This window comes from Streptomyces sp. NPDC043861, from assembly GCF_056435905.1.
Genome location: NZ_JBWKDP010000009.1, coordinates 258,715 through 284,841, shown reverse-complemented (window position 1 = coordinate 284,841; position 26,127 = coordinate 258,715). Strand labels below are relative to the sequence as shown.

The 26,127-nt window shown below is 71.8% G+C and carries 18 protein-coding genes; 4 read left to right on the top strand and 14 right to left on the bottom strand.

Going from position 1 to position 26,127, the window contains the following annotated elements:
- Positions 1–213 precede the first annotated feature (213 nt).
- Positions 214–4,029, top strand: a complete 3,816-nt coding sequence (locus tag AC068D_RS22180) for a multifunctional oxoglutarate decarboxylase/oxoglutarate dehydrogenase thiamine pyrophosphate-binding subunit/dihydrolipoyllysine-residue succinyltransferase subunit (protein ID WP_478824746.1) — start codon at positions 214–216, stop codon at positions 4,027–4,029.
- Positions 4,030–4,112: 83 nt separating this feature from the next.
- Here AC068D_RS22180 and fxsT read toward each other — a convergent pair whose 3' ends face one another.
- The 8 genes from fxsT to AC068D_RS22140 form a co-directional block, all read right to left on the bottom strand.
- Positions 4,113–7,109, bottom strand: a complete 2,997-nt coding sequence (gene fxsT, locus AC068D_RS22175; protein WP_478824745.1) for an FxSxx-COOH system tetratricopeptide repeat protein — start codon at positions 7,107–7,109, stop codon at positions 4,113–4,115.
- A gap of 81 nt (positions 7,110–7,190) precedes the next feature.
- Positions 7,191–8,615 (bottom strand): aKG-HExxH-type peptide beta-hydroxylase, encoded by a 1,425-nt coding sequence (locus AC068D_RS22170; RefSeq protein ID WP_478824744.1) that lies wholly within the window; start codon positions 8,613–8,615, stop codon positions 7,191–7,193.
- Positions 8,612–9,769: an FxsB family cyclophane-forming radical SAM/SPASM peptide maturase gene (locus AC068D_RS22165; protein WP_478824743.1), complete on the bottom strand. Its 1,158-nt coding sequence runs from the start codon at positions 9,767–9,769 to the stop codon at positions 8,612–8,614. The genes AC068D_RS22170 and AC068D_RS22165 overlap by 4 nt, the downstream gene beginning before the upstream one ends.
- A 195-nt stretch (positions 9,770–9,964) precedes the next feature.
- Positions 9,965–10,156, bottom strand: coding sequence for an FxSxx-COOH cyclophane-containing RiPP peptide (gene fxsA / locus AC068D_RS22160; protein ID WP_478824742.1), 192 nt, complete (start codon positions 10,154–10,156; stop codon positions 9,965–9,967).
- A gap of 100 nt (positions 10,157–10,256) precedes the next feature.
- Positions 10,257–13,745: an SAV_2336 N-terminal domain-related protein gene (locus tag AC068D_RS22155; RefSeq protein ID WP_478824741.1), complete on the bottom strand. Its 3,489-nt coding sequence runs from the start codon at positions 13,743–13,745 to the stop codon at positions 10,257–10,259.
- A 7-nt stretch (positions 13,746–13,752) separates the two neighbouring features.
- On the bottom strand, positions 13,753–14,787 hold the full coding sequence (locus AC068D_RS22150; protein WP_478824740.1) for an AAA family ATPase: 1,035 nt from the start codon (positions 14,785–14,787) through the stop codon (positions 13,753–13,755).
- A 150-nt stretch (positions 14,788–14,937) separates the two neighbouring features.
- Positions 14,938–17,013: a VMAP-C domain-containing protein gene (locus AC068D_RS22145; RefSeq protein ID WP_478824739.1), complete on the bottom strand. Its 2,076-nt coding sequence runs from the start codon at positions 17,011–17,013 to the stop codon at positions 14,938–14,940.
- Positions 17,014–17,069: 56 nt separating this feature from the next.
- The gene (locus AC068D_RS22140; RefSeq protein ID WP_478824738.1) at positions 17,070–17,579 is read right to left on the bottom strand and encodes a CU044_2847 family protein; all 510 of its coding nucleotides are present in this window, start codon (positions 17,577–17,579) and stop codon (positions 17,070–17,072) included.
- A 136-nt stretch (positions 17,580–17,715) separates the two neighbouring features.
- Between AC068D_RS22140 and AC068D_RS22135 the strand changes: the two genes are divergently transcribed.
- Positions 17,716–17,898 (top strand): DUF6104 family protein, encoded by a 183-nt coding sequence (locus AC068D_RS22135; protein ID WP_005312030.1) that lies wholly within the window; start codon positions 17,716–17,718, stop codon positions 17,896–17,898.
- A gap of 21 nt (positions 17,899–17,919) precedes the next feature.
- Here the strand turns inward: AC068D_RS22135 and AC068D_RS22130 are convergent, their stop codons facing one another.
- Positions 17,920–18,750, bottom strand: a complete 831-nt coding sequence (locus AC068D_RS22130) for a hypothetical protein (protein ID WP_478824737.1) — start codon at positions 18,748–18,750, stop codon at positions 17,920–17,922.
- A 134-nt stretch (positions 18,751–18,884) separates the two neighbouring features.
- Between AC068D_RS22130 and AC068D_RS22125 the strand changes: the two genes are divergently transcribed.
- Both AC068D_RS22125 and AC068D_RS22120 read left to right on the top strand, forming a co-directional pair.
- Positions 18,885–19,775, top strand: coding sequence for a DUF4097 family beta strand repeat-containing protein (locus tag AC068D_RS22125; protein WP_478824736.1), 891 nt, complete (start codon positions 18,885–18,887; stop codon positions 19,773–19,775).
- 1 nt (position 19,776) lies between these two features.
- Positions 19,777–20,712, top strand: a complete 936-nt coding sequence (locus AC068D_RS22120; protein WP_478824735.1) for a PadR family transcriptional regulator — start codon at positions 19,777–19,779, stop codon at positions 20,710–20,712.
- Between the two features lie 217 nt (positions 20,713–20,929).
- Here AC068D_RS22120 and AC068D_RS22115 read toward each other — a convergent pair whose 3' ends face one another.
- The 5 genes from AC068D_RS22115 to AC068D_RS22095 all read right to left on the bottom strand — a co-directional run bounded on the left by AC068D_RS22115 (position 20,930) and on the right by AC068D_RS22095 (position 26,037).
- Positions 20,930–21,478, bottom strand: a complete 549-nt coding sequence (locus AC068D_RS22115) for a Clp protease N-terminal domain-containing protein (protein ID WP_478824734.1) — start codon at positions 21,476–21,478, stop codon at positions 20,930–20,932.
- Positions 21,478–21,687 (bottom strand): helix-turn-helix domain-containing protein, encoded by a 210-nt coding sequence (locus AC068D_RS22110; RefSeq protein WP_018571396.1) that lies wholly within the window; start codon positions 21,685–21,687, stop codon positions 21,478–21,480. Before AC068D_RS22110 ends, AC068D_RS22115 begins: the two co-directional genes overlap by 1 nt.
- 423 nt (positions 21,688–22,110) lie before the next feature.
- Positions 22,111–23,616, bottom strand: coding sequence for a glycoside hydrolase family 5 protein (locus tag AC068D_RS22105; RefSeq protein WP_478824733.1), 1,506 nt, complete (start codon positions 23,614–23,616; stop codon positions 22,111–22,113).
- Positions 23,617–23,679: 63 nt separating this feature from the next.
- Positions 23,680–24,645, bottom strand: coding sequence for a zinc-binding dehydrogenase (locus AC068D_RS22100; protein ID WP_478824732.1), 966 nt, complete (start codon positions 24,643–24,645; stop codon positions 23,680–23,682).
- Positions 24,646–24,810: 165 nt separating this feature from the next.
- On the bottom strand, positions 24,811–26,037 hold the full coding sequence (locus tag AC068D_RS22095; protein WP_478824731.1) for an NAD(P)-dependent malic enzyme: 1,227 nt from the start codon (positions 26,035–26,037) through the stop codon (positions 24,811–24,813).
- Positions 26,038–26,127: the final 90 nt, after the last annotated feature.

Here is a 26,127-nt window from a genome sequence, read left to right as displayed (position 1 = left end):
CAGGGGTGCGAGCCACAGGCCGCAGCCGTGATGACGCGCACCCATTCGAAGGGGAACTTCGCTTGTTTCCCGCCATTTCCTACGCCGAAACCGACCGTCCGGTGTGACTTAGGCGACGATGACCACGCCCGGCCTGCACCACCCGGCCGGGGAGGCGTAGCCTTTATTTCCGCTGTCCATCACCTTGTGAAGCGGAAGAGGGCGGTTGCCGCCGTGTCGTCTCAGTCCCCCAGTAACTCGAGCTCCCCCAGCCTCCGGCCGGGCGGTGACTCCCCGACCGACCCAGACGGGCAGGGGAAGAACCCCGCTGCCGCGTTCGGTCCCAATGAGTGGCTCGTCGACGAGATCTACCAGCAGTACCTCCAGGACCCGAATTCGGTCGACCGTGCCTGGTGGGACTTCTTCGCCGACTACAAGCCGGGCGGTACGACCACCGGCACCGGCGCCGCTGCCGCGGGGGCAGCGGAGGCCGCGCCCCCCGCGGGCACCCCGACGCCGGGCACCGCACAGGCTCCGGCGCCGGTGACTCCCGCAGCCCCGGCCGCACCGGCCCGGCCCGTGGCCGCGGCTCCGACCGCACCGGCCGCTCCGGCCCCGGCGAAGCCCGCCGCCGCTCCGGCGAAGCCCGCGGCAGCGGCAGCGCCCGCCCAGGAGGCCCCCGGCGGTCCCGAGCTGGTCACCCTCCGCGGCCCGTCCGCGGCCGTCGCGAAGAACATGAACGCCTCGCTGGAGCTGCCGACGGCCACGTCCGTCCGGGCGGTCCCGGTGAAGCTGCTCTTCGACAACCGGATCGTCATCAACAACCACCTCAAGCGTGCCCGGGGCGGGAAGATCTCCTTCACCCACCTCATCGGCTACGCGATGGTGCGGGCCATCAAGGCCATGCCTTCGATGAACTGGTCGTTCGCGGAGAAGGACGGCAAGCCGACCCTGGTGAAGCCGCCGCACGTCAACTTCGGTCTCGCCATCGACCTCGTGAAGCCCAACGGCGACCGCCAGCTCGTCGTCGCGGGCATCAAGAAGGCCGAGACGCTGACCTTCTTCGAGTTCTGGCAGGCCTACGAGGACATCGTCCGCCGCGCCCGCAACAACAAGCTGACGATGGACGACTTCACGGGCGTCACGGTCTCGCTGACCAACCCCGGCGGCCTCGGCACCGTCCACTCCGTGCCGCGTCTGATGCCCGGCCAGTCGGTGATCATGGGCGTCGGCTCGATGGACTACCCGGCCGAGTTCCAGGGCACCTCCCAGGACACCCTGAACAAGCTGGGCATCTCCAAGGTCATGACGCTGACCTCGACGTACGACCACCGGGTCATCCAGGGCGCCGCCTCCGGCGAGTTCCTGCGGATCGTCGCCAACCTGCTCCTCGGCGAGGACGGCTTCTACGACGACGTCTTCGAGTCGCTGCGCATCCCCTACGAGCCGGTCCGCTGGCTCAAGGACATCGACGCCTCGCACGACGACGACGTCACCAAGGCCGCCCGTGTCTTCGAGCTGATCCACTCCTACCGGGTCCGCGGCCATGTCATGGCCGACACCGACCCGCTGGAGTACCGCCAGCGCAAGCACCCCGACCTGGACATCACCGAGCACGGGCTCACCCTGTGGGACCTGGAGCGCGAGTTCGCGGTCGGCGGCTTCGGCGGCAAGTCGATGATGAAGCTCCGCGACATCCTCGGCGTGCTGCGCGACTCGTACTGCCGCACCACCGGCATCGAGTTCATGCACATCCAGGACCCGAAGCAGCGCAAGTGGATCCAGGACCGTGTCGAGCGCCCGCACGCCAAGCCGGAGCGCGAGGAACAGCTGCGGATCCTGCGCCGCCTCAATGCGGCGGAGGCCTTCGAGACCTTCCTGCAGACGAAGTACGTGGGCCAGAAGCGGTTCTCGCTGGAGGGCGGCGAGTCCGTCATCCCGCTGCTCGACGCGGTCATCGACTCCGCGGCCGAGTCCCGCCTGGACGAGGTCGTCATCGGCATGGCCCACCGCGGCCGTCTGAACGTCCTGGCGAACATCGTCGGCAAGTCCTACGCGCAGATCTTCCGCGAGTTCGAGGGCAACCTCGACCCGAAGTCGATGCACGGCTCCGGCGACGTGAAGTACCACCTGGGCGCCGAGGGCACCTTCACCGGCCTGGACGGCGAGCAGATCAAGGTCTCGCTGGTCGCCAACCCCTCCCACCTGGAGGCGGTCGACCCCGTCCTCGAGGGCGTCGTCCGCGCCAAGCAGGACATCATCAACAAGGGCGGCACGGACTTCACCGTCCTGCCCGTCGCCCTGCACGGCGACGCGGCCTTCGCGGGCCAGGGCGTCGTGGCCGAGACGCTCAACATGTCGCAGCTGCGCGGCTACCGCACCGGCGGCACGGTCCACATCGTCATCAACAACCAGGTCGGCTTCACCGCCGCCCCGGAGTCGTCTCGCTCGTCGATGTACGCCACCGACGTGGCCCGCATGATCGAGGCGCCGATCTTCCATGTGAACGGCGACGACCCGGAGGCCGTGGTCCGTGTTGCGCGGCTCGCCTTCGAGTTCCGCCAGACGTTCAACAAGGACGTCGTGATCGACCTCATCTGCTACCGCCGCCGCGGACACAACGAGGGCGACAACCCGCAGTTCACCAACCCGCAGATGTACAGCCTGATCGACAAGAAGCGCTCGGTGCGCAAGCTCTACACCGAGTCGCTCATCGGTCGCGGCGACATCACGCTGGAAGAGGCCGAGCAGGCGCTCCAGGACTTCCAGGGCCAGCTGGAGAAGGTCTTCGCGGAGGTCCGCGAGGCCACCAGCCTCCCGGCCCCGGCCCATGTTCCGGACGCCCAGGCCGAGTTCCCGGTGGCTGTGACCACCGGGGTCTCCCAGGAGGTCATCAAGCGGATCGCCCAGTCCCAGGTCAACATCCCGGACCACGTCACCGTCCACCCGCGACTGATGCCGCAGCTGCAGCGCCGCGCGGCCTCGGTGGAGGACGGCACGATCGACTGGGGCATGGGTGAGACCCTGGCCATCGGCTCGCTGCTGATGGAGGGCACCCCGGTGCGGCTCGCCGGCCAGGACAGCCGCCGCGGCACCTTCGGCCAGCGTCACGCGGTGCTCGTCGACCAGGAGACCGACGAGGACTACACCCCGCTGCTCTACGTGGCCGATGACCAGGCCCGCTACAACGTCTACGACTCGCTGCTCAGCGAGTACGCGGCGATGGGCTTCGAGTACGGCTACTCGCTGGCCCGCCCGGACGCGCTGGTCATGTGGGAGGCCCAGTTCGGTGACTTCGTCAACGGCGCGCAGACCGTCGTCGACGAGTTCATCTCCTCGGCCGAGCAGAAGTGGGGCCAGACGTCCGGTGTCACGCTGCTCCTGCCGCACGGTTACGAGGGCCAGGGCCCGGACCACTCGTCCGCCCGCCCGGAGCGCTTCCTCCAGATGTGCGCGCAACACAACATGACGGTCGCCATGCCGACCCTGCCGTCGAACTACTTCCACCTGCTGCGCTGGCAGGTCCACAACCCGCACCACAAGCCGCTCATCGTCTTCACCCCGAAGTCGATGCTGCGTCTGAAGGCCGCGGCGTCGAAGGCGGAGGAGTTCCTCACCGGCGGCTTCCGCCCGGTGATCGGCGACGAGTCGGTCGACCCGTCCGCCGTCCGCAAGGTCGTCTTCTGCGCCGGCAAGGTCTACTACGATCTCGAGGCCGAGCGTCAGAAGCGTGGTGTGACGGACACTGCGATCATCCGTCTGGAGCGTCTGTACCCGCTGCCGGGTGCCGAGCTGCAGGAGGAGATCGCCAAGTTCCCGAACGCCGAGAAGTACCTGTGGGCGCAGGAGGAGCCGGCGAACCAGGGTGCGTGGCCGTTCATCGCGCTCAACCTCATCGACCACCTGGACCTGGCGGTCGGTGCCGACGTCCCGCACGGTGAGCGTCTGCGCCGCATCTCGCGGCCGCACGGCTCGTCCCCGGCGGTCGGCTCGGCCAAGCGCCACCAGGCGGAGCAGCAGCAGCTGCTGAACGAGGTCTTCGAAGCCTGATCCGCTCCTGCACAACGGGACCGGCCCCCACCGAAGCGATTCGGTGGGGGCCGGTCCCGTTTTCCGGGCGATCGGTGGGCGCTTCAGATGATCGAGGGCTCGAAGTCCCAGTAGGGCCGGTTCCTGGAGCGCGCGGAGACCGTGTGGACGTGCTGGGGGCCCAGCGTCGACTCGAGGTCGTTCAGCGCCTCTGCCTCGATCTTGTCGGCGCGCTGCCGCTCCCGCAGACCCCGCAGGTCCGCCGCGTGGGCGATCCGGGAGGAGAGGGTCAGCGGATGCGTCCGGCCGAGCGCCTCGGTGGCCCGGACGACGACGGACTCGGTCAGTTCGGCCGCACTCTCCGGATCGCCCACCAGATTGCGCAACGCGGACGCGTTGACGGCGCAGCCCAGAGTCCAGGGATGGTTCTCGCCGACGGCCCGGGTCATGTCGGCGAGGGCCTCCTCGACGAGGTCGTGGGCCGGTTCGCGCTCTCCGACGTTGCGCAGGATGAGGGCGTGGTTCCCCCGGGTACCCGCGGTGTAGGGGTGCTCTGCGCCGACCATGTCCGTATAGCGTGCGACGACGCGTTCGCTTATCTCACGTGCCCGGTCGATGTCGCCGTGCTCACGGGCGAAGCAGCACTGGCCCGCGGCGAACATGACGGTGAGCGGATCGCCCTCGCCCAGCACCCGTTCGCAGCTCTCCAGCACGCGGGTGAAGAGCTCCTCCGCCTTGCCCCACTCGCCCATGCGGTACTGGCACAGGGCCAGGTTGTGCTCGGCCCTGAGTGTCTGGGGGTTGTCCTTGCCCATCACGATGCGGTGCACACGTACGCTCTGGGCCTGCAACGACTCGGCCTCGCTGTAGCGGCCGAGCAGGCGGAGGTCCGTCGCGTAGTTGATCTCCGAGTAGAGCGTCCAGCCGTGCCGGGCACGGAGCAGCAGCCTGCGGGCCTCCATCGTGCGCCGGTTGAGCTCGAGCGACTCCGTGTAGCGGCCCAGCAGCCGCAGCGAAATGGCCCGGTTGTTCTGGGCGTTGAGGGTGCGGGAGTCCTGTTCGCCGAGGAGCTCTCGGTACGCCTCGAGGATCCAGGTGGAGAGCTCCAGTGCCTCCTCGTACCGCCCGAGCCCGCGCAGATCGGCCGCGAGACCGCCGGCCGCGCGAAGGTGCTCCAGGTCCTGGGGGCCGCGCTCGACCCGCAGGTGCTCGACGGCTGCACGCTCGATGGCCTCGGTGCCGGCGTAGTCGCCGACGGCGCGGAGCAGATTGGCGTAGTGGTAGCTGAGGTCCCAGATCCGGGGGTGGGTCTCGCCCAGGAGTTCCCTCCAGGCCGTCATGGCCCGCTCGCCCAGCTTGATCCCCGCCTTGTACTCGCCCGAGAGGTACATGTAGCGCAGGCAGTTGAGCACCAGGGTCTGGACCGCAGGCTCGGTGCTCCGGAGGACGTCCGCGAACTTGAGGTGCGGGGTGATCTCCGCGTACCGCGGCCACAGCCGGCTGTCCGTGGGGCGGCCGGGATCGGCGGAGGCGAGCGCCCGGCGGACGACGTCGACGAACTCCCGCCGGTCACGCTCCGGAATGTCCTTGCGGACGATCTGGTGGACCATGCGGTGCAGATAGAGGGACTCCCCCAGGGACGCCGCCTCGTCGGAGTTCGTCTCGTGCGATTCGAGACGTACCACCGAGTACTGCCGCAGCTGGCCGATCGCCTTGTTCCACAGCAGCGGGTCGTTCATCAGACCGGTCAGCTGCTCGGGCAGCGCACCGGGCGGCATCTCCTTCAGCAGCCGTACGGGCACCGAGCCGGGCGCGAAGAAGGTGCACAGGCGCAGCAGGTCGACCGACTCGGCAACGGTCTCGCGGAGCTTGTTGAGCAGTATCGACCAGGCCGTCTGGAAGGCGAGCGGGAAGTCCGCCGACACCTTGACGACGTCCTGGTCGATGCCGCCCTCGAGCAGTTCGATGTACTCGGCGACCGACATGTCCGAGTCATTGAGCCAGCCCGCCGTCTGGTCCAGCAGCAGGGGCAGGTCCTCGAGCGCCTCCGCGAGCTGGTCGGCCTCGGCGTGGGTGAGGCGGGGGGCGCGGCGCCGGATGAAGGCGACCGACTCGACCCGGTCGTAGACCGGCACCTCCAGCAGGTTGCTGTTGTGCTCGCTCCACTCCGGATTGCGCGAGGTGATCAGTACGTGCCCGGGGCCCGTCGGCACCAGGTCCCAGATGTGCTCGGGCTCATCGGCGCCGTCGAGGACCAGCAGCCATCGGGAGTAGGGCTCGCCGCGCCGCAGGGCATCACGGGCCGCGCGCAGCCGCTCGCCGTATTCGGCGCCGGTGGACAGGCCGAGTGCCGGGGCGAGTTCGGCGAGCTTCTGGCGGTAGGTGACCCGCTTCTCGGCGGAGACCCACCAGACGACGTCGTACTCCGAGCCGAAGCGGTACACGTATTCGGCTGCCAGCTGCGTCTTGCCCACGCCCGACATGCCGTGCAGGGTCACCACACCCGCGCCGGAGCCCGCCTGCTGGAGCGCATGATAGGCGTCGTTGAGCAGGCTCTCACGGCCGGTGAAACGGGTGTTGCGGCGCGGCACCCCGCCCCACACCTCGGGGGTGTCGGCGGGGAAGCGGGGTCCGCGCCGGTCCTCGGCCGGCTCGGACAGCGGTTCGGTGGGCAGGTCGAGGCGGGCGAGCAGCCGGCGCTCGGCCTCTTCGACGCCGACGTTGGTGAGGTCGGCGGCGGCGAAGACGGTGGTGGCGGTGGGGATCCGCGAGGTGGTGATGTTGACCGCGGCGAACCGGTCCGGGTCGGAGGCCACCACCTCGCGCAGCGCCCTGTTCCACTCCTCGTGGCTGCGCGGTCCGAGCTGGAAGTACCACTCGCTGAGCACCACCAGGATGCGGCCGGGGGCGAGCAGCAGGTCCTGCAGCGTCTCCTCGAGCGAGGTCTCGACGGGCGGGTCCCAGCGCTGGAAGACCACGCGCGTTCCGCGGCGTTCGAGACGGTCGCCGATCCAGGCGGCCCAGGCCCGGTTGAATCCGGCGAAACTGATGGTGACGGTCTGCGTCCCGGTTGCTCCAACCTGCTTACGTGCTCCGGGCATTCAACCGTCTCCCTGGTTCGTCATAAGCCTTATGAACATACACCCGCACCCGGTGTCCGCACCGGTGGATACGGCCCTCGCTCACCGCCCCGGCACCCCGTTCCGCTGGCACCAGATCACGCGCGCGGTACTGACATATGCCACTGCGCGTGCCAGGTGCCCCGAAGGGGGCGGATGATCAGCCAATTGGTCGTAGAGCGCCGTCATGCCGTTGACGAGGATCCGCCCTTCGCGGGTCAGCGCCGCGGAGCCGGCCAGCACGGGCAGCACCGCCCCGACCTGCTCACGGCAGCGGGCGTGTTCGGCCCAGGCCATGTCCCGGTGCCGGGCGCTCTCCGCGCCCAGCGCGAACCGCTGCCAGTAGTCGGCCAGCGCGATGTGCGAGTAGGCGCCCTGCAGCAGCCCGTCGAAGGGCCGGGGGTCGGACCGCCAGGGCGCGAAGTACCGGGGCGTGACGTCCTCGTGATGCAGGGGTACGAGTGCGCCCAGGGCCGCCAGCTTGGTGTGCTGGAGCTCATGGACCAGGGTCGACGCGATGAACGCAGGGGTGGACGGCTTGCTGCTGAGGACGGCACCGAAGGCCTCCCGCCTGGTGCCGCTGCAGTGCGCGGCACCGTCGCCCGCGACCGTGGAGCCGGGGGGCGGCGCGAGCGGGACCAGACAGCGGAGGAGCGCTGCCGATTCGGTCAGGCGGTGCTCTCCGCCGAGCCGGAGGAGGGGTTCCACACCGGACCAGGACTCGGCCCATTGCTTGCGTTCGCCCTCGTCGAGAGCGGCCGCGGCGCTCAGGCCGTGCCGCTCAAGTCCGCCGCCAGCGGTGCGGTAGGGGTGGAGGTCGTCGAGGGGTACGGGTGCGGCACCCGGCTGCACGGCGGACAGCCTGACGGCGGGAACCCAGCGGGGATCGCCGGAGCGGGCGACGCCGTCGGCGCCGATCCGCACCCTGACGGGCGGGCCCGCGCACGGATGGGCTGCCAGTTCTCCTTGTGCGAAGGAAAGTTCGACCGGACCCGGGGAGACCCTCAGTGCTCCCAGGAGCGGGAGCGCGAGCAGTCGCTGCCGTGCGGTGACGCGTGCGGTGAACGGCAGGCCGGCACGGAGTGCGCCCGTCGCCGCGAGCACCCCGAAGTGGTCGAGATCGTCGCACAGTCCGGGGACCTGCGCCGTGGCAGTGGCAGTGGCAGCAGTGGTGAGGCCGTAAAGACAGCGCTGGGCCCAGGGTCCCACGAGCGGATAGAGGAGCAGCTCGCGCACGGCCGCCCGGTCCGCGCGCTCCGCCGCCTCCAGAAGCGCCCAGTCGTCGTACAGGCGCTGGACCGTCTCCGCCGGGCAGACGTTCCCGGGGGCATCCCGCGCCGCGTCGAGCAGGGCCCTGAGCAGCACCAGCCGACGCGTGTGCTGGTCGCGTACGAGCAGGGCGAGCGTCCCGGCGCTGCCCTCGGTGCGGCCGAGTTCGTGCAGTGACCGGTCCGGGATCGCGGGGACGAGGGGGACCACGGCGCTCACTGGTCCGCCCCCTTCCTCGCCCCGGACCGCGTGGTCCCGGCCGTGGCCGTGGCCAGCCGGGCCGCCACATGGCGGATGAAGCGCTCGAGGTCGGCGCAGTAGACGGAGCGGTCGGTGAAGCCCTGCCCGGCGCGGTAGCGGTGGGCGTAGTGGCCGCCGCCGCAGACGGTGAGCAGCGGGCACGCCCGGCATTCGGTGGCCAGGGCGGAGGCCCCGGAGTGCCGGGCGGCTATCCCCGGGTGCTCCAGGGCCTCGTCGAAGCTGTGCCGGAAGACGTCGAGTCCGGTGGCCGCTGCCGTGTCGTACGCGGACTTCAGGGAGTCGACCTGCTCGATGGCGCCGTCGGTCTCCACGACGACGGCGTTGACCGGGTCCAGGCCGAGGGATTCGGTGGCGCCCGGCAGGCCCAGGAGCAGTGCGAGGCACTCCTCGAACAGTCTGATCCGGGTCTCCCTGCGTTCAGCGGGCCACCAGCGGTCGAAGACCGTGCACAGCCAGTCCCCGTACGGAGTGACCCTGCCGGCCGTGTCGAGCCCCGGCGGCGGGTTGGTCCAATTGCCGTGCGGAAGCAGCAGATCGACGGCCGGGGGGCCCAGCGCGAGGAGCGATTCGTACATCTCGACCGGTTCGGTCCGCGGGTCCACGACGGTGAGAATGCCGGCGTACGCCTCCGGGTGGCGCTCGGCGAGGAGCGTGGCACCCCTCACGGCCGCGGGCCAGGACGGCCGCCCGGCGTGGTCGGTGCGGAGCGTGTTGTGGGTCGCGAGACCGCCGTCGAGGCTGATGCCGATGCGGATGCCGTGCCGGGCGAGTGTGGTGACGCGGTCATCGGTGAGCAGGGTCGCGTTGGTCTGCACCGTCGCGTGAACCGTGCAGCCGGGTGGCACCCGTTCGCGTACGAGTCCGGTGAAGTCCGCGAGCCGGCCGGCTCCCGCGAGCAGCGGTTCGCCGCCGTGCAGCACGAGGGCGACATCACGCGTGCGGTGCGCGGCGGCATGTTCGGCGATCCGTGACGCGGTGCGGTCGAGTACCTGGGGCGGTGCGGCGGCGGGGCGGGCGGTCCAGGTGCGGTCGGGGCCCGCGTAGAGGTAGCAGTAGCGGCACGCCAGATTGCACCGGCCGTGCATCTTGACGATGAACTGCCCGAAGGGCACGGGGGGAACCGTCTTTCGAGACACTCCGGCACCCCCATGCTGTCCGGCCCCGGCACACCTTCCGGGACTGCCCCCGCTGCCGGTCCGAGGCGAGTATCCCTGGTGTGCCCGCAGGGCAAACCTCGGGCCGGGGACAATGTCCTGTTCACCGGACCGACGGGCCGAAACCATGTGGGGCAAGGGCCGCACTGCGGTTCAGAACGCGTTGTTGAAGCCCCACAGCATCTCCCGGGGCTGCTCCGCCCTGCCGCGCAGATCCGCCAGTACCTCGGAGAGCACCGGGTGGTCCATTGTCCTCAGCGCCGCGAGGTCGAGCCCCAGCAGATCGGGCAGTGCGTCCCGGTCGTCCGCCGGTCCCGTCGCTCCTTCAACCACCGACTCGCCCATCTCGTCTCCCCGTTGCCGTCGAGCTCGTCCAGCTCGTCACGCCCATCGCTCTTGTCTCTCGTCGCCGTGGTCGCGCCCGTCGCGCCACCGCCGCACCGTGCTACCGCTCGAGCTCGGCCAGCCGCTCCGCGGTGGCCTCGCCCTCGGCGCCGCCGCGGTCCGGCAGCGTGCGCCACGTCCGGGCGGCGGCCCGGTACGCCTCGCGTGCCGCCCGGGGCCTGCCCGCCTCCTCATAGGTCCTACCCCGCCAGTGGTTGGCCCTAGCATTCAACTCGGCCGCCTCTTGGGCCTGTTGTGGACTGTCCAGCTCCGCTTCGGCTTCCTTCGCACAATCCGCGGCATCGCGGAAGGCCTCGGCGGCTTCGTCCAGCCGCGTCGGCCTGCCCAGGCTCCGGTACGCGGCCAGATGGGCCTTGCCCAGCTCCAGCCAGCAGCACGCCGCGGTCAGCCGGTCGTCCGCCTCGCGTGCCGCGAGACCGAAGAGGTGCTCGGCCTCCCGCAGGTCCACCCGGTCCTCGGTGGCCGCGTGCCGCAGCATCAGCGCACGGCCCAGCATCAGCAGTCGCCCTGCCTGACGGGCACTGCCCGCCGCCGTCTCGGTGCGGCAGTCACGGAGCACCCGGACCGCGGCACCGATGTGCGGCCGGCCGTCCGGCAGCTCGGCCCGCCGGAGCAGGGCGCTTCCCCACTCGGCAAGGAGATCGGCGTGAGCCCGGGAGTCGCGGGGCACTCCGCGGGCCGCGGTCCCGAACCACTGTGCGGCCCGCTCCAGTTGGGCCGGGTCGCCGTTCTCTCCGTAGCGGGCGACGCACACCCGTCCCGCCCGCGTCTCGAACGAGGCGCGCAGCCGGGGTTCGCGGGCCGTCGCCCACGCCTGTTCGACGAGCGTGCCGGCCTCGTCCGTACCGTCGCCGGAGCGGAGGAGCGCGTCCACCAGGTCGAGCAGTATCCGCAGCCGGGTACCGGTCGTCCGGTCGTCGGCCGTGCTCCCGCTCCGCCCGCCCGCCGGTCCCTCCGGCCGGCCATCGCCCGCCGATGCGAAGGCCTTGCGCAGCGAACGCGCCGCCTGCCCCGCGTACACCCGCGACTGTTCCGGGTCGCCGGTCGCACCGGAGAGCCGCAACAGGGTCCGGCCATGGGCCAGGGGCAGGCTCGGTGGGCGGTTCTCCTGGTCGGGCCAGACGTCGGCGAACGCCTCCAGCATCCCGACCGCGCCCTGCAACAGGGCACTGTCACCGCCCAGCCGCCACTGTGCCTCCAGCGCACGGACCCGTTCCAGGGTGAGCCGCAGCGCCTCGGCAGGATCGAGGCCGGGGGCAGCGCAGGCCGCGGTGTACTCACGGTCGGCGCGGCGCAGCAGCTCAAGGGCGCCGCGCCGGTCGCCGCGCCGGCGACGGTCGTCGGCCGCCGCATGCAGCACCTTGGCGAGTACGGCGCGTTCCCGCACGGCCCCGTGGTGCGCCGATGCCCGTTCGGCGGCCCGCCGGGCCTCACCCAGCAGCTCCCCGTCGCCCTGGACCTCCCACAGCCGCAGCAGGCATCGGGCGAACTCCGCCCACATCTCCGGTCCCGGACCCGGCCCGGCCTGCCTCTCGCGCTCGACGGCGCCGCGCAGCAGCTGCACCGCGTCCATCAGGTACTGGACCATGCCCTCCGATTCGAACTGCCCCAGCAGGGCGCGGGCACTGTCCACCGAGGCGTCCGGGGCCCGGTCGGGGGTCCGCCCCGGGCCCCCGTGCGAGGTGCCGGACGGGCCGAACTGTTCCGGAAGCGGCAGGAAGCGTTCCAGCACCCGCGCCGCGACCTCGGCGAAGGGATGGGGGACCCGCCGGGTCCCGGACCTGCCGTTCTCGCCGGCTTCGCCGTTCTCGCCGCCGTAGTCGGAGTCCTCCGCCGGTGTCCCGTCCGGTATGTCCAGGGGCCGGTGCCGGCCGTCGTCCAGCTGGGCGAGCGCGAGGGCCGGGAAGTTCGGACCGCCCTTGCCGAACCGCTGCTCGACGTACTCGGAGCAGTGCTTGAGCACGAGCAGCGCCTCGTCCCTCCCCAGCGGGCCGAGCAGCGCCTCCTGGACCCCGGGTGCGAACTCGTACCACTGCTCGTCGTCCCCGCCGTCGCCTCTGCCGCTGCGCGTCAGCAGGCCGCTCAGCAGGACCTCGGCGAGCTCGGACGGACCCGAGTGGGGCAGCATCGTCCGCTGGACCAGTTGCATCACCGGCAGGCAGAGGGGGGCCGCGGCCAGATACACGGCCAGCTGACCGGCGGCCGGGGATGCCGCCGACCGGAAGTTGCTGACGAGCTGGAGCGGGGAGAGCCGACGGCCGGGCCGCGCCGCCTCCAGCGCGGCATGGTCCGTACGGACCCAGCCGACCGCGCCGGAGACCCGCACCGCGCCGGTCCCCGACAACAGCCCGGCCCAGGCGCCGAGCGCCCCGGCCACCGGCGGCAGCACCGGGACCGGCAGCCCGCCGCGACGCCCGCCCTGTCGGGCGGCGGCGCCCTCGCCGTCGACCTTCAGGGCGGCCGCGCCCGTGATGCCTTCACCGCGGGACAGCACCCCGTAACTGACGGGCAGCCTGGTGCGGTTCCACATGCGCTGCGGCAGCGGCTGCACGACGGCGGCGGGAGCCTGCCGGGCCAGTTGGTGCAGGAGCCGGTGGGCACGTCCGCTGCGCCAGAGCGGCCCGGCACAGTCGCTGAGCACCACCGTGACACGACGTCCGGTCGGATCGCTGAGCCGGTCCGCGGAGTGCAGTGGCGCGGCGGCCGGGTCGAGGCTGCGGCTGACGACGGGCGATCCGTCCGGGCCCTGGTGCAGATATCGCACCTGGACATCCCTGAACGCTCCCAACTGGGCGAACACCTGCTGCAGTTCGCCGAACAGGCGGTTCCACACCGTCATGGACGACGAGGCGTCCATGACGAACTGCAGCAGCGCCTCGGCCCGCGGGACCGCACGGAACACAGGGATGATCAGTCCGCCGGCACGGGCGCTCAGCTCCGCGGTCCCCGTCTCGTCCAGGGTGCGGCGCAGCGCGGGGGCGGGCGGGCGGTAGCGCTGCAACGGGCGAAGGGCGCGCTGCAGTTCGAGCGGCGAGGGAAGGGCGGGGGCGGCGGGTACGCCCACGGGGAGTGCGGCTGAGCCGTGCCGTCCGGCCGCTCTCGATCCGGTGCGGGGCGGTAGCGGGTAGAGCGACACCCGCCGCTCGTCGCCCACGACGGCAGGCGTGGATGCGCGGTCCCCGCCGGGCGGAGTCGCCGGTGCGGGAGGAACGGTCCGTGGGGGGCGGGCCGACGTACCCGCACGCTCGTCCGGCGCGGGCGGGTCGCCCCGACCGGTCCCGGGCGGGTCCGGAGGTGGCTCGGGGCGGGTGGTCCACCGGGCGAGCCAGAGGGCGTCGCAGAGCTGTTCGGCATCCGGGTCGAGGCCGAGTTCACGGAGCCTGGCGACGAACACGGGCAGCAGCCCGCCGTCGGGACGAACCGCGCGCCCCCCGCCCTCGTGACGTCCGGGCCCTCCACTGCCGGGGTGTTCCGGCCCGCCGACGGCCGGCGGGTCCTGTGGTCCGTGCCGTGCGACGGCATCGGGCATCCCTACATCACCTCGGCCGGTCGAGTCGCTGGATGAGCAGTTCGGCGAGGCGGTCCCGGCCGGCGGCCGCGGCGGTGTCGGTGAGGTAGATCGCATTCAACAGCTGGTCGGTGGCCAGGAGTTCAGTGCGCGACCGCTCCAGGAAATGGGCGATGAGATCCTCGCCGGAGCGTGCCGCCTCGTCGCCGAGATGGGCGCGTACGAAGGTGGCAAGGCGCTGGTGGTCGGGACGGCCGAGCTCCAGATGGATGCAGCGGCGCATCAGAGGGGCGGGGAAGTCGCGCTCCCCGTTGCTCGTGAGGACGACGAAGGGGAAGGCGCGGCACTGCACCCGGCCGCCCTTCACCGTCGCCTTGGTGCCGTCGTGAGTGAGGACCCGGGCCTCGCCGCCGGGCAGCCGGTCGGCGATCCGTTCCAGCTCGGGGATCTCGAACTCGCCCTCCTCCAGCACATTGAGAAGGTCGTTCGGCAGATCGATGTCGCTCTTGTCGAGCTCGTCGATGAGCAGCACCCGGGGGCGCTCCGACGGCAGCAGCGCGGTGCCCAGCGGCCCCAGCCGGATGTAGCTGCCGATGTCGTCGGTGGGGCCCTGTCCCGGTGCCTCCGCGCTGTGCGCGGCGATCTGCACGTCCTGCAGCCGGGCGATCGCGTCGTAGCGGTAGAGGCCGTCCTGCAGGGTGGTGCGGCTGACGACGGGCCAGCGCAGCACCCGGCCGAGCCCCAGCTCATGGGCCACGGAGTGGGCGAGCGTGCTCTTGCCTGCGCCGGGGCTGCCGGTGACCAGCAGAGGGCGCCGCAGATAGAGCGCCGCGTTGATCATTTCCAGCTCTTCCGCGCCCGGCCGGTGCAGTTCCGCCTCGTGGCGGTAGCCGCCGAGGCGACGGTCGGCGGAGCCGTCCTCGCCCGGCCCGCCGTCGGCCCCGTCGGCAGCCGCGTGCCGGCTCGCGAAATCCCGCCAGGGCGGCGGTGGCGGCAGTTGCTCGATGCCCTCGTGAGGTTCGCCCGCGCCTCGGTAGATGAGCCACTCGCTGGGTTCGCTCATTGCGTGTTCCTCGTCGTCGCTCGCGTCACTGGCGTCACTCGCGTTGTCGGCGTCACTCGTCGGCGGGGGCAGCGGCCGATCGTGCTTCACGGTAGCGATCCGTTGTACGGGCCGTAAGGGGAGAAGCGTCCGGACCGTCCCGGCCGCCGCTCACGGCGCCTCCAGCAACTGGCCCGCGCCCGGCAGCGGATGGTGCGGGTCGTCGTAGAACAGCGCAACCCCGTCCGACCAGTACGTCTCCGCACGGCCCGCGAGCACCCCCCGTCTCAGCTCATGCACCTTCCACGGCAGCCGGTCGGCGGTGCCCGCCTCCATGAGCGTGTCAGCCGCCCGCCGGTGGAACTCCGAGCAGACACCGTCGGAACTGTCGGTACCCCGGCGCCACAGAGCGACGCTGAAGCCACCCTCGAGGACCCGCAGCAGCCCCGCGGCGGACCGCGGGTCGGGCGGGGTTCCGTACCGGCAGAGCACCGGCACCGTTTCATGGGCCAGCGCGCGCAGTTCCGCCACTTCGGGAACGGGTACCCGCAATCCGTCCTCGCAGTCGACGACGGCAGCGCGCATCACGGCGCTCGTCGTGCGGTTCCAGCGCGCCAGCCGCTCGTCCGCCGCGTCGTCCTCCGCCGGTGGATCGAGGTCGGAGCAGCGGACGACCACGGGGCGCACGGCCCCGAGCGACTGCCCGTCCGGCGGTACACGCCAGTTGTCGACGTCCAGCCCGAGCAGTGCCCCCACCATGGCGACCTGCAGCACGGCAGGGCTGTCCGGCTCGTCGCACCTGCGGAACGCCTCGGTGAGCGGAGCGGCGATCCTGGCCGGAAGGGCGTCGAGGGCGGTGCCGTGACTGTCCTCCGCGACGGGCAGGACGTCTCCGCTGCGGCGGGCGACGCCGATCCGCCAGTCGTAACGGTCCCGCTCCCAGCCGCGCGGCTCCAATTCCAGCAGGACGAAGGGGCGTTCGGCCGGCCGGGCGCGATCAGCGCCGGGGCCGGGGCTGCGGTGGTGCTCGTGGTCCGCACGGTGGTTCTGCCACTCGAGGGCGAGCGCATGCCGGAACTCACGGGAGAGCCGGTCGTCGGCAACCCTCTTCACCCACTCCCAGAGGGTCTTCTCGGCGGTCAGGGCGGACGGCGCGGCATAGGGCCGCTCGGCCCTGATGACGTTCATGCAGTAACGCAGGATCAGTTCCAGCGCAGCGTCTCCGCTCGTGGCCTCGTACAGCGAGCCCAGGCCGTCACGCCAGCTGCGCGGGGCGGGTCCGTGGTCGCCCGCCCCGCTGCCGGGGAGCCCGGACAGGAGCCCGAGCAGGCTGTGGGTGCTGACCGGTGGCGGGAATTCGGCCAGGCGTCCCAGGAGGTCGACGCGCTGCTGCGGGCTGAGCGCGCGCGTCGGGGACCCGGTGACGCGCAGTTCGCTCTGCACGTCCGCCCAGGTCCGGTCCGTGCCGACGGGACTGGTGTGCCGGTCCGCGTGGTAGCGGTCGTGGGCGTGGAACACGGCCTGGTAGGTGTCGTCCGTCTCGGCCGTGACGGCTGCTGGGGGCACGGGCAGCGAACGGAGCCGCTCCACCCCGATCGAGGTGCCGCCCTGGGCGCTGTCGAGGCGCGACTTGAGCACGCCGACGACCTCGCCGCGCGCCAGATCGACGGCAGGCCCTCCGGAGACGCCCGGGACCAGCCAGTCCCCGTCGAGCCTGATCTGCTCGTCGGCATCGGCCCAGCCGCCGAAGGTGCCCATCACCTCGCACCGCCCGGTGAGCCGCTTCGGCCTTCCGTCCGCGACGGTCCACCCCGCGTACATGACATTGCCGCCGGCGAAGAGGGCGCCGGGCCGCTCGGTGACGTACACACACGCGTGCTCGACCGGCCGCAGCAGCTGGACGAGCGCGAGGTCGGGGGCGGGCCAGTCGCCGGCCCGCAGGACGGACGAGTCGCGCGCGGCGTACGGGTCGTGCCGGTCCCGCAGGGTTCCGGGTGGACAGTGGCCGCTCTCGGGCAGCGTCGCGACGACGGCGCCCCGCACCGAGGTCTCGCCGCGGCCGGGGGCGGTCTCGAAGACGATGTCCACCTCGCGCCCCTCCCCCTGCACGGCGACGTGTGCGCATGTGAGGACCCAGCTGGGGGCGACGAAGAACCCGCTTCCGAGGAAGCCCCCGCCGGATCCGCCAGGAGCATGCCCCGGCCCCGCCGCATGGATACGTACGGTCGCGGCCATCACGAGGTTCATGAGCGCACGGCGCGTCCTCTCCGGAACGCCCCCTGCGCCCCCGTCCCGCCCCTCGTTCATGATCCGCCGCCGTCGGGCGGGGTGGCGCCGCCCGGGTGCGCCGGTGCGCCGGGGACCGCCCGGCCTCCCGGGGCGGGGGACCAGGCCGGCATCGGCGGGACGACCGGGGCGGTGGTCTGCGCGGCCGCGGGCGGTGCGTCGACGGGCGGCCCCCCGCCGTGCCAGGTCAGAGTGATCTTGATGGCGCCCTTGGCCTCACCGTCCGCGAGCAGTCCCACGACCTTGCCCGCCTTGGCGGTGAGCTCGATTCCGAACTCCACGCTGACCTCGTCCGGCCGCACGGCGCGCAGCGGCTCGGCGAGCGAGCGCGCGACACCGGTCACGACCCCCTGCAGACTCTCGACCCTGGCCTGCACCTGTTCGGCGAAGCCGGTGTCGCTGTACGAAAGCCCTCCGGACGCGGGCGGGAGCGGGCGCTCCAGCTCCTCGGCCCCGGAGATCCGGGCCCAGACCGGTGTGCCGTCCGGCAGCACGATGTGCGTGATACGAGCCTCGTTGTCCCCCATGGCATCCCCCGTTCCCCCAACTCCCCGCAGATTAACCCGGGTACGCCGGCGATGCGGGGATCATCGGGAAGGACGGCCGGGGGTCGTCCGCCGGTCCGGACCGGGGCTCCCGGCGAGGCACATTAGGCTGTTTCCCATGTACTTCACCGACCGTGGCATCGAGGAACTGGAGAAGCGGCGCGGCGAGGAGGAAGTCACGTTCGAGTGGCTCGCCGAGCAGCTGCGTACGTTCGTCGATCTCAACCCGGACTTCGAGGTCCCCGTCGAGCGGCTCGCCACCTGGCTGGCGCGGCTCGACGACGAGGACGACGAGGAGTAGGTCTCCCGCTGCCCTGCACCGTCAGTCCGCTCCCGGGCGGGCGCGCAGGCGGTCGCGGGCCAGGCCGACGGCTCCGTGGGCCAGCAGGATCGCACCTGCGACGGCCCAGCCGGGGCTCCGCCGGGTGAGACCCCACAGCGTGAGGGGAAGGCCGGCCGCCAGCTGGACGACGGAGAGCGCGCGCGCCGCCGCGCCGCGGCCGTGCAGATCCGCAGGACCGGCCGCCACGGCGGGGGCCGGGCCGGGGACGTCGGAGCCGTCGCCGGCCGAATCCCCCCGTCCGTGCCGGCCGACGGACGCGGCATCGGGCAGGACCTGCGCAGCCGCGTGGAGCCGGTCAGCGGACTCACCTGGAGCGAGGCCCGCCGGCAGGTCGAGGCCGGTGCGTGTCAGGACCGCGACGAGGCCGACGAGGCGGACGCGGGCGTCCGCGTCGGGGTCGGGGCGGGTGAGGGGGTCCAGGGCCTGCACGTCCAGAACGGGGTCGAGACCGAGACGGGACGCGAACGAACGCATCGCCTCGTCCTCGCCCGCCGGGGTGCCGTCCGCGAGCCAGATGTAGCCGACCGGGCGGCGGAAGCCGGACGCCAGCGTGTAGCCGGCCCGTTCGGCGTCCCACCACAGGGCCAGGACGGGCCCGTCGGCGCCGACCGTGAGGGCGGTGGCCCAGCCGGTGAGTACGCGGTCCACCGGTTCCGCGGTGTGCCAGGGCCTGCTCTCGGGGACGAGCACACTCCAGTCACGTCCGGCCGGTGCGACGAGAAACCGCTCGCGCAGGAGCCGGGCCGGGGACCGCACGGCGGCCGGCTCGGCCCGGCAGAGGAGCAGAGCACCCTCCGATGTCGCGTCCATGGCCCATACGCTAGGGCAATTCCTCCCGCTTGATGTGCATTACCCATGCCACCCTTGACTTCCCGGGCTCGCGATATATCGTATCGATCGGAAGACGCGATATGTTGCGTCCGGGCCGTCAGGGAGGTCAGCACATGCCAGAGCCGACATGGACAGTCGGTGAGCCCCGGAAGCTCGCGTTCGACGAACCGGTGACGACCCTCGAAGTCGGCATCGTCAACGGAACGGTGAACGTCGTCGGAACCGACGAGGACTCCGCCCGCCTGGAGGTCACCGAGATCGAGGGCCCGCCCCTGATCGTGACGCGCAACGGATCCACGCTCTCGGTCGCGTACGAGGACCTGTCCCGCAAGGGCTTCCTCAAGCTGCTCGACCGCAAGCGCTGGCCCCGCCGCGCCGTCGTGTCCGTGGCCGTGCCGTCCGGAGCGTCCGTGGAGGTGTCCGTCGTGGGCGCCGGGGCCGTCGTGTCCGGCATCCGCGGCCGCACGACCGTACGCGGCGTCACCGGCGACACCACGCTCGTCGGGCTGTCCGGGACCGTCCGCGCCGAGACCGTCTCGGGCAGCCTCGAGGCTCAGGCGGTGACCGGCGATCTGCGCTTCAACTCCGTGTCCGGCGACCTGACCGTGATTGACGCGGCCGGCTCCTCCGTGCAGGCGGAATCGGTGAGCGGTGACATGGTGATAGACCTCGACGGGACACCCACGGACGTCCGGGTGACCAGCGTCTCCGGTGACGTCGCGATCCGGCTGCCGCACCCGGCCGACGCCCACGTCGAGGCGAACACCACGAGCGGGTCGGTGTCCAACGCCTTCGAGGAGCTGCGGGTCGACGGCCAGTGGGGCACCAAGAGCATCACCGGGACACTCGGCACGGGCAACGGCACCCTGCGGGCAACCACGTTGTCCGGGGCGATCGCACTGCTGCGGCGTCCCCCCTCGGAGGAGGAGCCGGGCGACGAGGCGCCCCCGCCGGGCAGGCCCGGCGACGCGCCGTACGACGCACCCACCGGAAAGGTGCTCTGACATGCCACCCGTCTTCGCCCACGGCCGGCTCCGCCTCTATCTGCTGAAGCTCCTCGACGAGGCACCGCGCCACGGTTACGAGGTGATCCGCCTGCTGGAGGAGCGCTTCCAGGGGCTCTACGCGCCTTCCGCCGGTACCGTGTACCCGCGGCTGGCCAAGCTGGAGGCCGAGGGGCTCGTCACGCACACCTCCGAAGGCGGCCGCAAGGTCTACTCGATCACCGACGCCGGACGCAGGGAACTCGCCGGGCGCAGCGCGGAACTGGCCGACCTGGAGCTGGAGATCCGCGAGTCCGTGTCCGAACTCGCCGCGGAGATCCGGGACGACGTGCGGGGCGCCGCGGGGAAGCTGCGCAGCGAGATGCGGGCGGCGGCGACCGAGAACCGGCGCGGCGGTGCGGGTGCCGACGAGAACGAGACCTGGCGCGCGGCCAAGGAGGAGATGCGGCGGGCCAGGCAGGAGTGGAAGGAGCAGGCGCGGCGGGCCAAGGACGAGTCGCGGCGGGCCCGGGAGGACGCACAGGCCGCACGCCGCCAGGCCAAGGAGGCACAGGACCGGGCCCATGAGGAGGTCCAGCGCATCGCCCGGCAGGTCCAGGACCAGGTGCAGGGGCATTTCGCGCGGGGCGACTGGCCCACGGGTGTCCGGGAAGGGCTCTCCGAACTCACCTCGCAGCTGGGAAGGATGGCGAAGGGCACGACCTGGCCGCCGTACATCAAGCCCGAGCCGGCGGACGTGGACCCGGACTGGGCGAAGGACGCGGCGGACACCGGCGATCCGGTGCGCGACCTGGAGCGTCTCCTGGACCGGTTCCGCGACGACGTCCGCGACGCGGCCCGCGACCACGGTGTGACGGCGCCCCAACTCGCGGAGGCCCGGCGCCACCTCTCGACCGCGGCGGCCCATATCGTCGCCCTGCTCCGCGGCGGCCGCTGACGGCCCCGCCCTGGTCGAGTCCCGGCCGGGGCGGTTCCGGTCGACCGGCACCGCGGCGCCCGGAGTGGCCGCCGGGCCGGTGCGGGACATCCGACGGTGCGCGAAGCCGGCGGTTTCGCCGGGTCCGACGGCTGCGGCGGCGGGCACCCGATGGCCGTGCCGAGAGCCGGGGTCGCCGTGGGTGTGGGGACAACTGCACGGGCAGCTCTCCGAACGATCAAGCCGGAGGAAACATCGCCCGCTCCAGCGTGGTGTACGTCGCCCCGTGGTCCGCCAGCACCTCCGCAACGCACCCGGGCCGCGCCGCCAGGGCCAGCAGGATGTGTTCGTCGCCGATCGACCGATCGCGGCGCCCCACCGCGATGCGCAGCGACTGCTCCAGCGTGTCCTTCGCCTCGCGGGTGAACGGGCGGCGCCCCGACCACCGGCCCTTCTCCTTGCGGCTGCCCGCCAGTGCGCCCGCGCCATGGGTCTCCTCGACCCGCGCGACGATCTCCGCGACATCGATGCCGAGACCCGCGAGTGCCTCCGTGTCCGCCTTGGACAGTCCGCCCCGCCGTCTTGCGTCCGCCAGCGCCGACTCCAGCGATGCCCGCCGGTCCGAAACTCCGAGCGCCCGGAAGGCGGACGACGCCTTCGTGTCCTTCTGGTCCATCAGCGCGAGCAGAATGTGCTCCTCGGTGATCGCTCCCGAGCCCGTCCGTTCCGCATGGGCGACCGCTCCCGTCACCACCGAACGGGCGCCTCGTGTGAACCGTTCGAACATCACTGCCTCCCGTACTTCTTGTGCACGGCCTGCCTGCTGACACCCAGCTCGGCCGCGATCTCCTGCCACGACCAGCCCTGATTGCGGGCGCTTCTGACCTGGACGGCCTCGAGCTGCTCCAGCAGTCGCCGCAGGGCGGCGACCGCTCGCAGTCCGACCCGCGGGTCGCGGTCGCCCGCCCGCTCGGCGAGATCGGTTGCTTCCGTCATGTCCGTCAACCTACATTGACAGCCGGATGGCGTCAACCAAAGTTGACAAGCGGATGTCGCCGTCGCCCGACTCCCCTACAGTCAGGATCAGTTGCCGCACTGAAGCTCGGAGACCGACGGGTCGAGCAGGGACGAAAGTCGGGACTGGTGATCCGGCGGTGACTTGTGCGCCGCCTCCGAGCAGCGCTGCGAGTCCGGCACCCCCGCCCGCGGCGTGCCGGGTGACATCGCCCGGGGGAAGAAGCGCCCGCTCGTCCGGGGCTCGTTCACCACCTCCGTGGCTTGCGCACCCTGCACGCCGGCTGCATGGACGGCGACCGCGGTCCCGGGCGGGGACACACCGTTCCGTCGAGGTCGAGGTGGAGGCCGAGGCCGAGGCGCGGGCACCGGCCACGGACCCTGACGACGACCAGCCCGTCCCGGTCAGCCGGACCGTGGCGGTGCACCTGCGCACGGGCCGAGCGCACCGCACATCCACGGTTCCGGCCGCGCAGTCCGAGGGCCCGCGGCCGGAACCGCCCCTGTCCGCCGGCCCCGGGTCACGGACACCTCCACATCGGCACCCGGCACGGCTCGGATGCGGACGAGGCCATGGCGGGAGGGTGCGACCGCGGGGGTGTCGCTCCAGGCTCGGGGCCGGGGCCCGCTGCTCTTCACGGTGATGCGCCAGCCGGTCGGACTCGGGGGCAGCGAGAGTTCGGTGACGCGCGAGCCCCGGCGGGCAGCCTCGTACGACAGCCGGTACACCCCGGCCACCGGATCCCACGCGTCCGTCCGCACCGCACCGGCGACCGCCGACGCGTAGGGCGCCGACGTCTGCTCCTTGTTCGTGCGGAAGCGGCCGTCGCCGTCCACCGCGCAGTAGCCGCCGCCGTAGCACCACACATAGCCCGCCCACCCCGAGCTGTAGCGTCCGAGGGAGGCCAGCGCATCGCGGTAGAAGCGGCTCATGTTCGGCAGGGAGTTGTTGAGCGGGCCCCACTCCCCCACGACCACGGGGACCCGGTACTTCCGTGGATACGCGGTGACGGCGGCCTCGTAGGACTCGATCCACCCGGCCGCGGGATCGTAGTCCCTGCCCGCCTCCATCGCGGCGTTGTAGAAGTGCGGGGAGTAGACGACCTTGGGATCCTTGATCTTTCCGAGGCCGGTCGGGACACCCTCGCCGACGATCGGGGTCGGCTCCACGAAGAGCCAGCTGTCCGGGTCGACCGAACGCACCGCGTCTGCAAGCCGGTTGTACATCGCGGTGAGCTGCTCGCGTTCGATCCGCCTGGCCGCGGACGGGAGGTCCTCGCCCTCGGCCATCTCCCCCATGGGCTCATTGATCAGGTCGTAGCCGAGAACGGCCGGATGGTCCTCGAAGCGGTCTGCCAGCACACGCCACATACGCGCCTGGGCCCGTTGGAGATCGGGATCCTCGTACAGATGGGTGAAGGCCCGCTGGACAGCAGGCTCGAAGTACTCGGCGAACCAGTCGTCCGGATGCGGGGTGAACGGCAGCCCGTCCGTCCGGGTCGCCCATTCCGGGATTCCGCGATGCCCGAAAGCGGGCCCGAAGACATCCTGGTGCGCGTCGATGAGGACCTGGATGTCGTACGCGGCCGCCCAGTTCAGCACGCGCTCGATCTTGCGCAGATAGCTCTCGCTGTACCGGCCGCGCACCGGCTCCAGGTCGTCCCAGAAGACCAGCAGCCGGGCGAAGCCGAAACCGTGGGCGCGCAGGTCCCTGAAGTGCCGCTCGGTGACCGCGGACAGGGCCTGTTCGCCCCGATGGGTCTTGTCCTCGACGTTCCAGCCGCGCAGGGTGACGACCCGGCCCCGGTCGTCGGTCAGCCGGGGAATGCCCGAAGGACCGGTGTCGGCGTGCGCGGGCGTCCCCGCGCAGAGGACGGCTGAGCAGACGGCAACGGCAAGCAGGCGGTGCATGGCAACCTCCGGCACGGCGCGATCGGCAGTGCCGGAGATCCCATCAGGACATCTGACGACGCATCAAGAACCGGTCAGGACAATCTTTCCGAAGAGCTCGCCGGAGGCCATCTTCTCGAAGCCCTCCCGTGCCCGGTCCAGTGGCAGCACCTCGTCGATCACCGGACGCACACCGGTGGCCGCGCAGAAGGAGAGCAGGTCCTCGAGCTCGTCCTTGGAGCCCATGGTGGAGCCGACGACCTTCAGTTCGAGGAAGAAGATCCGGGTCAGCTCCGCGTGCGAGGGACGGTCACCGCTGGTCGCCCCCGAGATCACCAGGGTGCCGCCGGGCCGCAGCGACTTGACCGAATGCGACCAGGTGGCCGCGCCGACCGTCTCGATGACGGCATCCACGCGCTGCGGCAGGCGCGCGCCCGGCTCGAAGGCGTCGACCGCTCCCAGCTCGACGGCCCGCTTGCGCTTGGCCTCGTCGCGGCTGGTGGCGTAGACGCGCAGACCGGCCGCCTTGCCGAGCACGATCGCGGCGGTGGCGACGCCACCGCCCGCGCCCTGGACGAGTACCGAGTCGCCGGGCCGTACGCCCGCGTTGGTGAAGAGCATGCGATAGGCCGTCAGCCACGCGGTGGGCAGACAGGCGGCCTCTTCGAAGGACAGTTCCTTCGGCTTGGGCAGGACGTTCCAGGCGGGCACGGCGACCTGCTCGGCGAAGGTGCCCTGGTAGCGCTCGGTGAGGATCGAGCGCGGCTCGTGCGGACCGACACCGTGGCCGGTCTGCCCGATCACCGAGTGGATCACCACCTCGTTCCCGTCCGCGTCGATACCTGCGGCATCGCAGCCGAGAATCATCGGAAGCCTGTCCTCGGAGAGGCCGACGCCCCGCAGCGACCACAGGTCGTGGTGGTTGAGGGACGCGGCCCTGACGTTCACGGTCGTCCAGCCCGTAGGCACCTCGGGCGCCGGGCGTTCGCCCAGCTCGAGGCCGGTCAGCGGCTGGTCACGGTCGATGCGGGCGGCGTAGGCAGCGAACATGACCTTGACCTTAGGGCCGGCCGGTGCACGGCGGGAACCGCACACCGGTGTGACACACACCCTCTTGCCAGCGCCTGGACCCCGCCCCCGACGGCGACGGGCCGTGCCGGGGACCCCGAAGGGTGCCCGGCACGGCCCGTCCACAGCACGGATCCGCCGGAGGCGTCAGCGGCGGGCGACGCCCTCCGCGCGGGCGGCGGCGGCGACGGCCGCGGTCACCGCGGGGGCGACCCGCTCGTCGAACGGCGACGGAATCACATAGTCCGCGGCGAGCGCATCGCCCACCACGTCCGCCAGTGCGTTCGCCGCCGCGATCTTCATGCCCTCCGTGATCCGGGACGCCCGCACCTGCAGTGCGCCCGCGAAGATGCCCGGGAAGGCGAGGACATTGTTGATCTGGTTCGGGTAGTCGCTCCGGCCCGTGGCCACGACGGCGGCGTACTTGTGCGCCACGTCCGGGTGGACCTCCGGGTTCGGGTTGGCCATGGCGAAGACGAAGGCACCCGGCGCCATCGAGGCGACCGCGGACTCCGGCACCGTACCGCCGGACACACCGATGAAGACGTCCGCACCCGCCAGCGCGGTCTCGAGCGACCCGGACAGACCGGCGCGGTTCGTGATCTCCGCGAGCTCCCGCTTGACCGGAGTGAGGTCTTCACGGTCACGGCTGACGATGCCCTTGCGGTCGGCGACCGCGACATCCCCGAGGCCCGCCTCGAGCAGGAACTTCGCAATGGCGACACCGGCTGCGCCGGCTCCCGAGATGACCGCGCGCAGGTCGCCCAGACCCCGCCCGGTCAGCTTCGCCGCGTTCCGCAGGGCGGCCAGCGTCACGACCGCCGTGCCGTGCTGGTCGTCGTGGAAGACCGGGATGTCGAGCCGCTCCTGCAGCTTGCGCTCGATCTCGAAGCACCGCGGCGCCGAGATGTCCTCCAGGTTCACCCCACCGAACGACGGGGCGAGCCGCACGACGGTCTCCACGATCTCGTCCGTGTCCGTGGTCGCAAGCGCGATCGGCACCGCGTCCACGCCGCCGAACTGCTTGAACAGGATCGCCTTGCCCTCCATCACCGGAAGCGAGGCCTCGGGTCCGATGTCACCGAGACCGAGTACGGCCGTACCGTCCGTGACGACGGCGACGACCTGCGACTTCCAGGTGTAGTCGTGGACGAGCTCGGGCTGCTCGGCGATGGCGGTGCACACCTTGGCGACGCCGGGGGTGTACGCGAGGGACAGGTCGTCCTTGTCCCGGATCGGCACCGTGGCCTGAACTGCCATTTTGCCGCCGCGGTGCAGGGCGAAGGCAGGATCGAAGGGTTCGCCGGACTCTCCGGCGGCGCCCTCCGCTTCCGTACCGCTCTCGCTGTGGGGATTGACGATCTCGGCTGCCATTTCTGGTTGACCCCTTAAGTCTTCATCGTTTGAGGGTGGCCACTCCTGGTTGAGGAGGGGTGGGCGGGCACCGCGTCCGTTCCCTGGCCT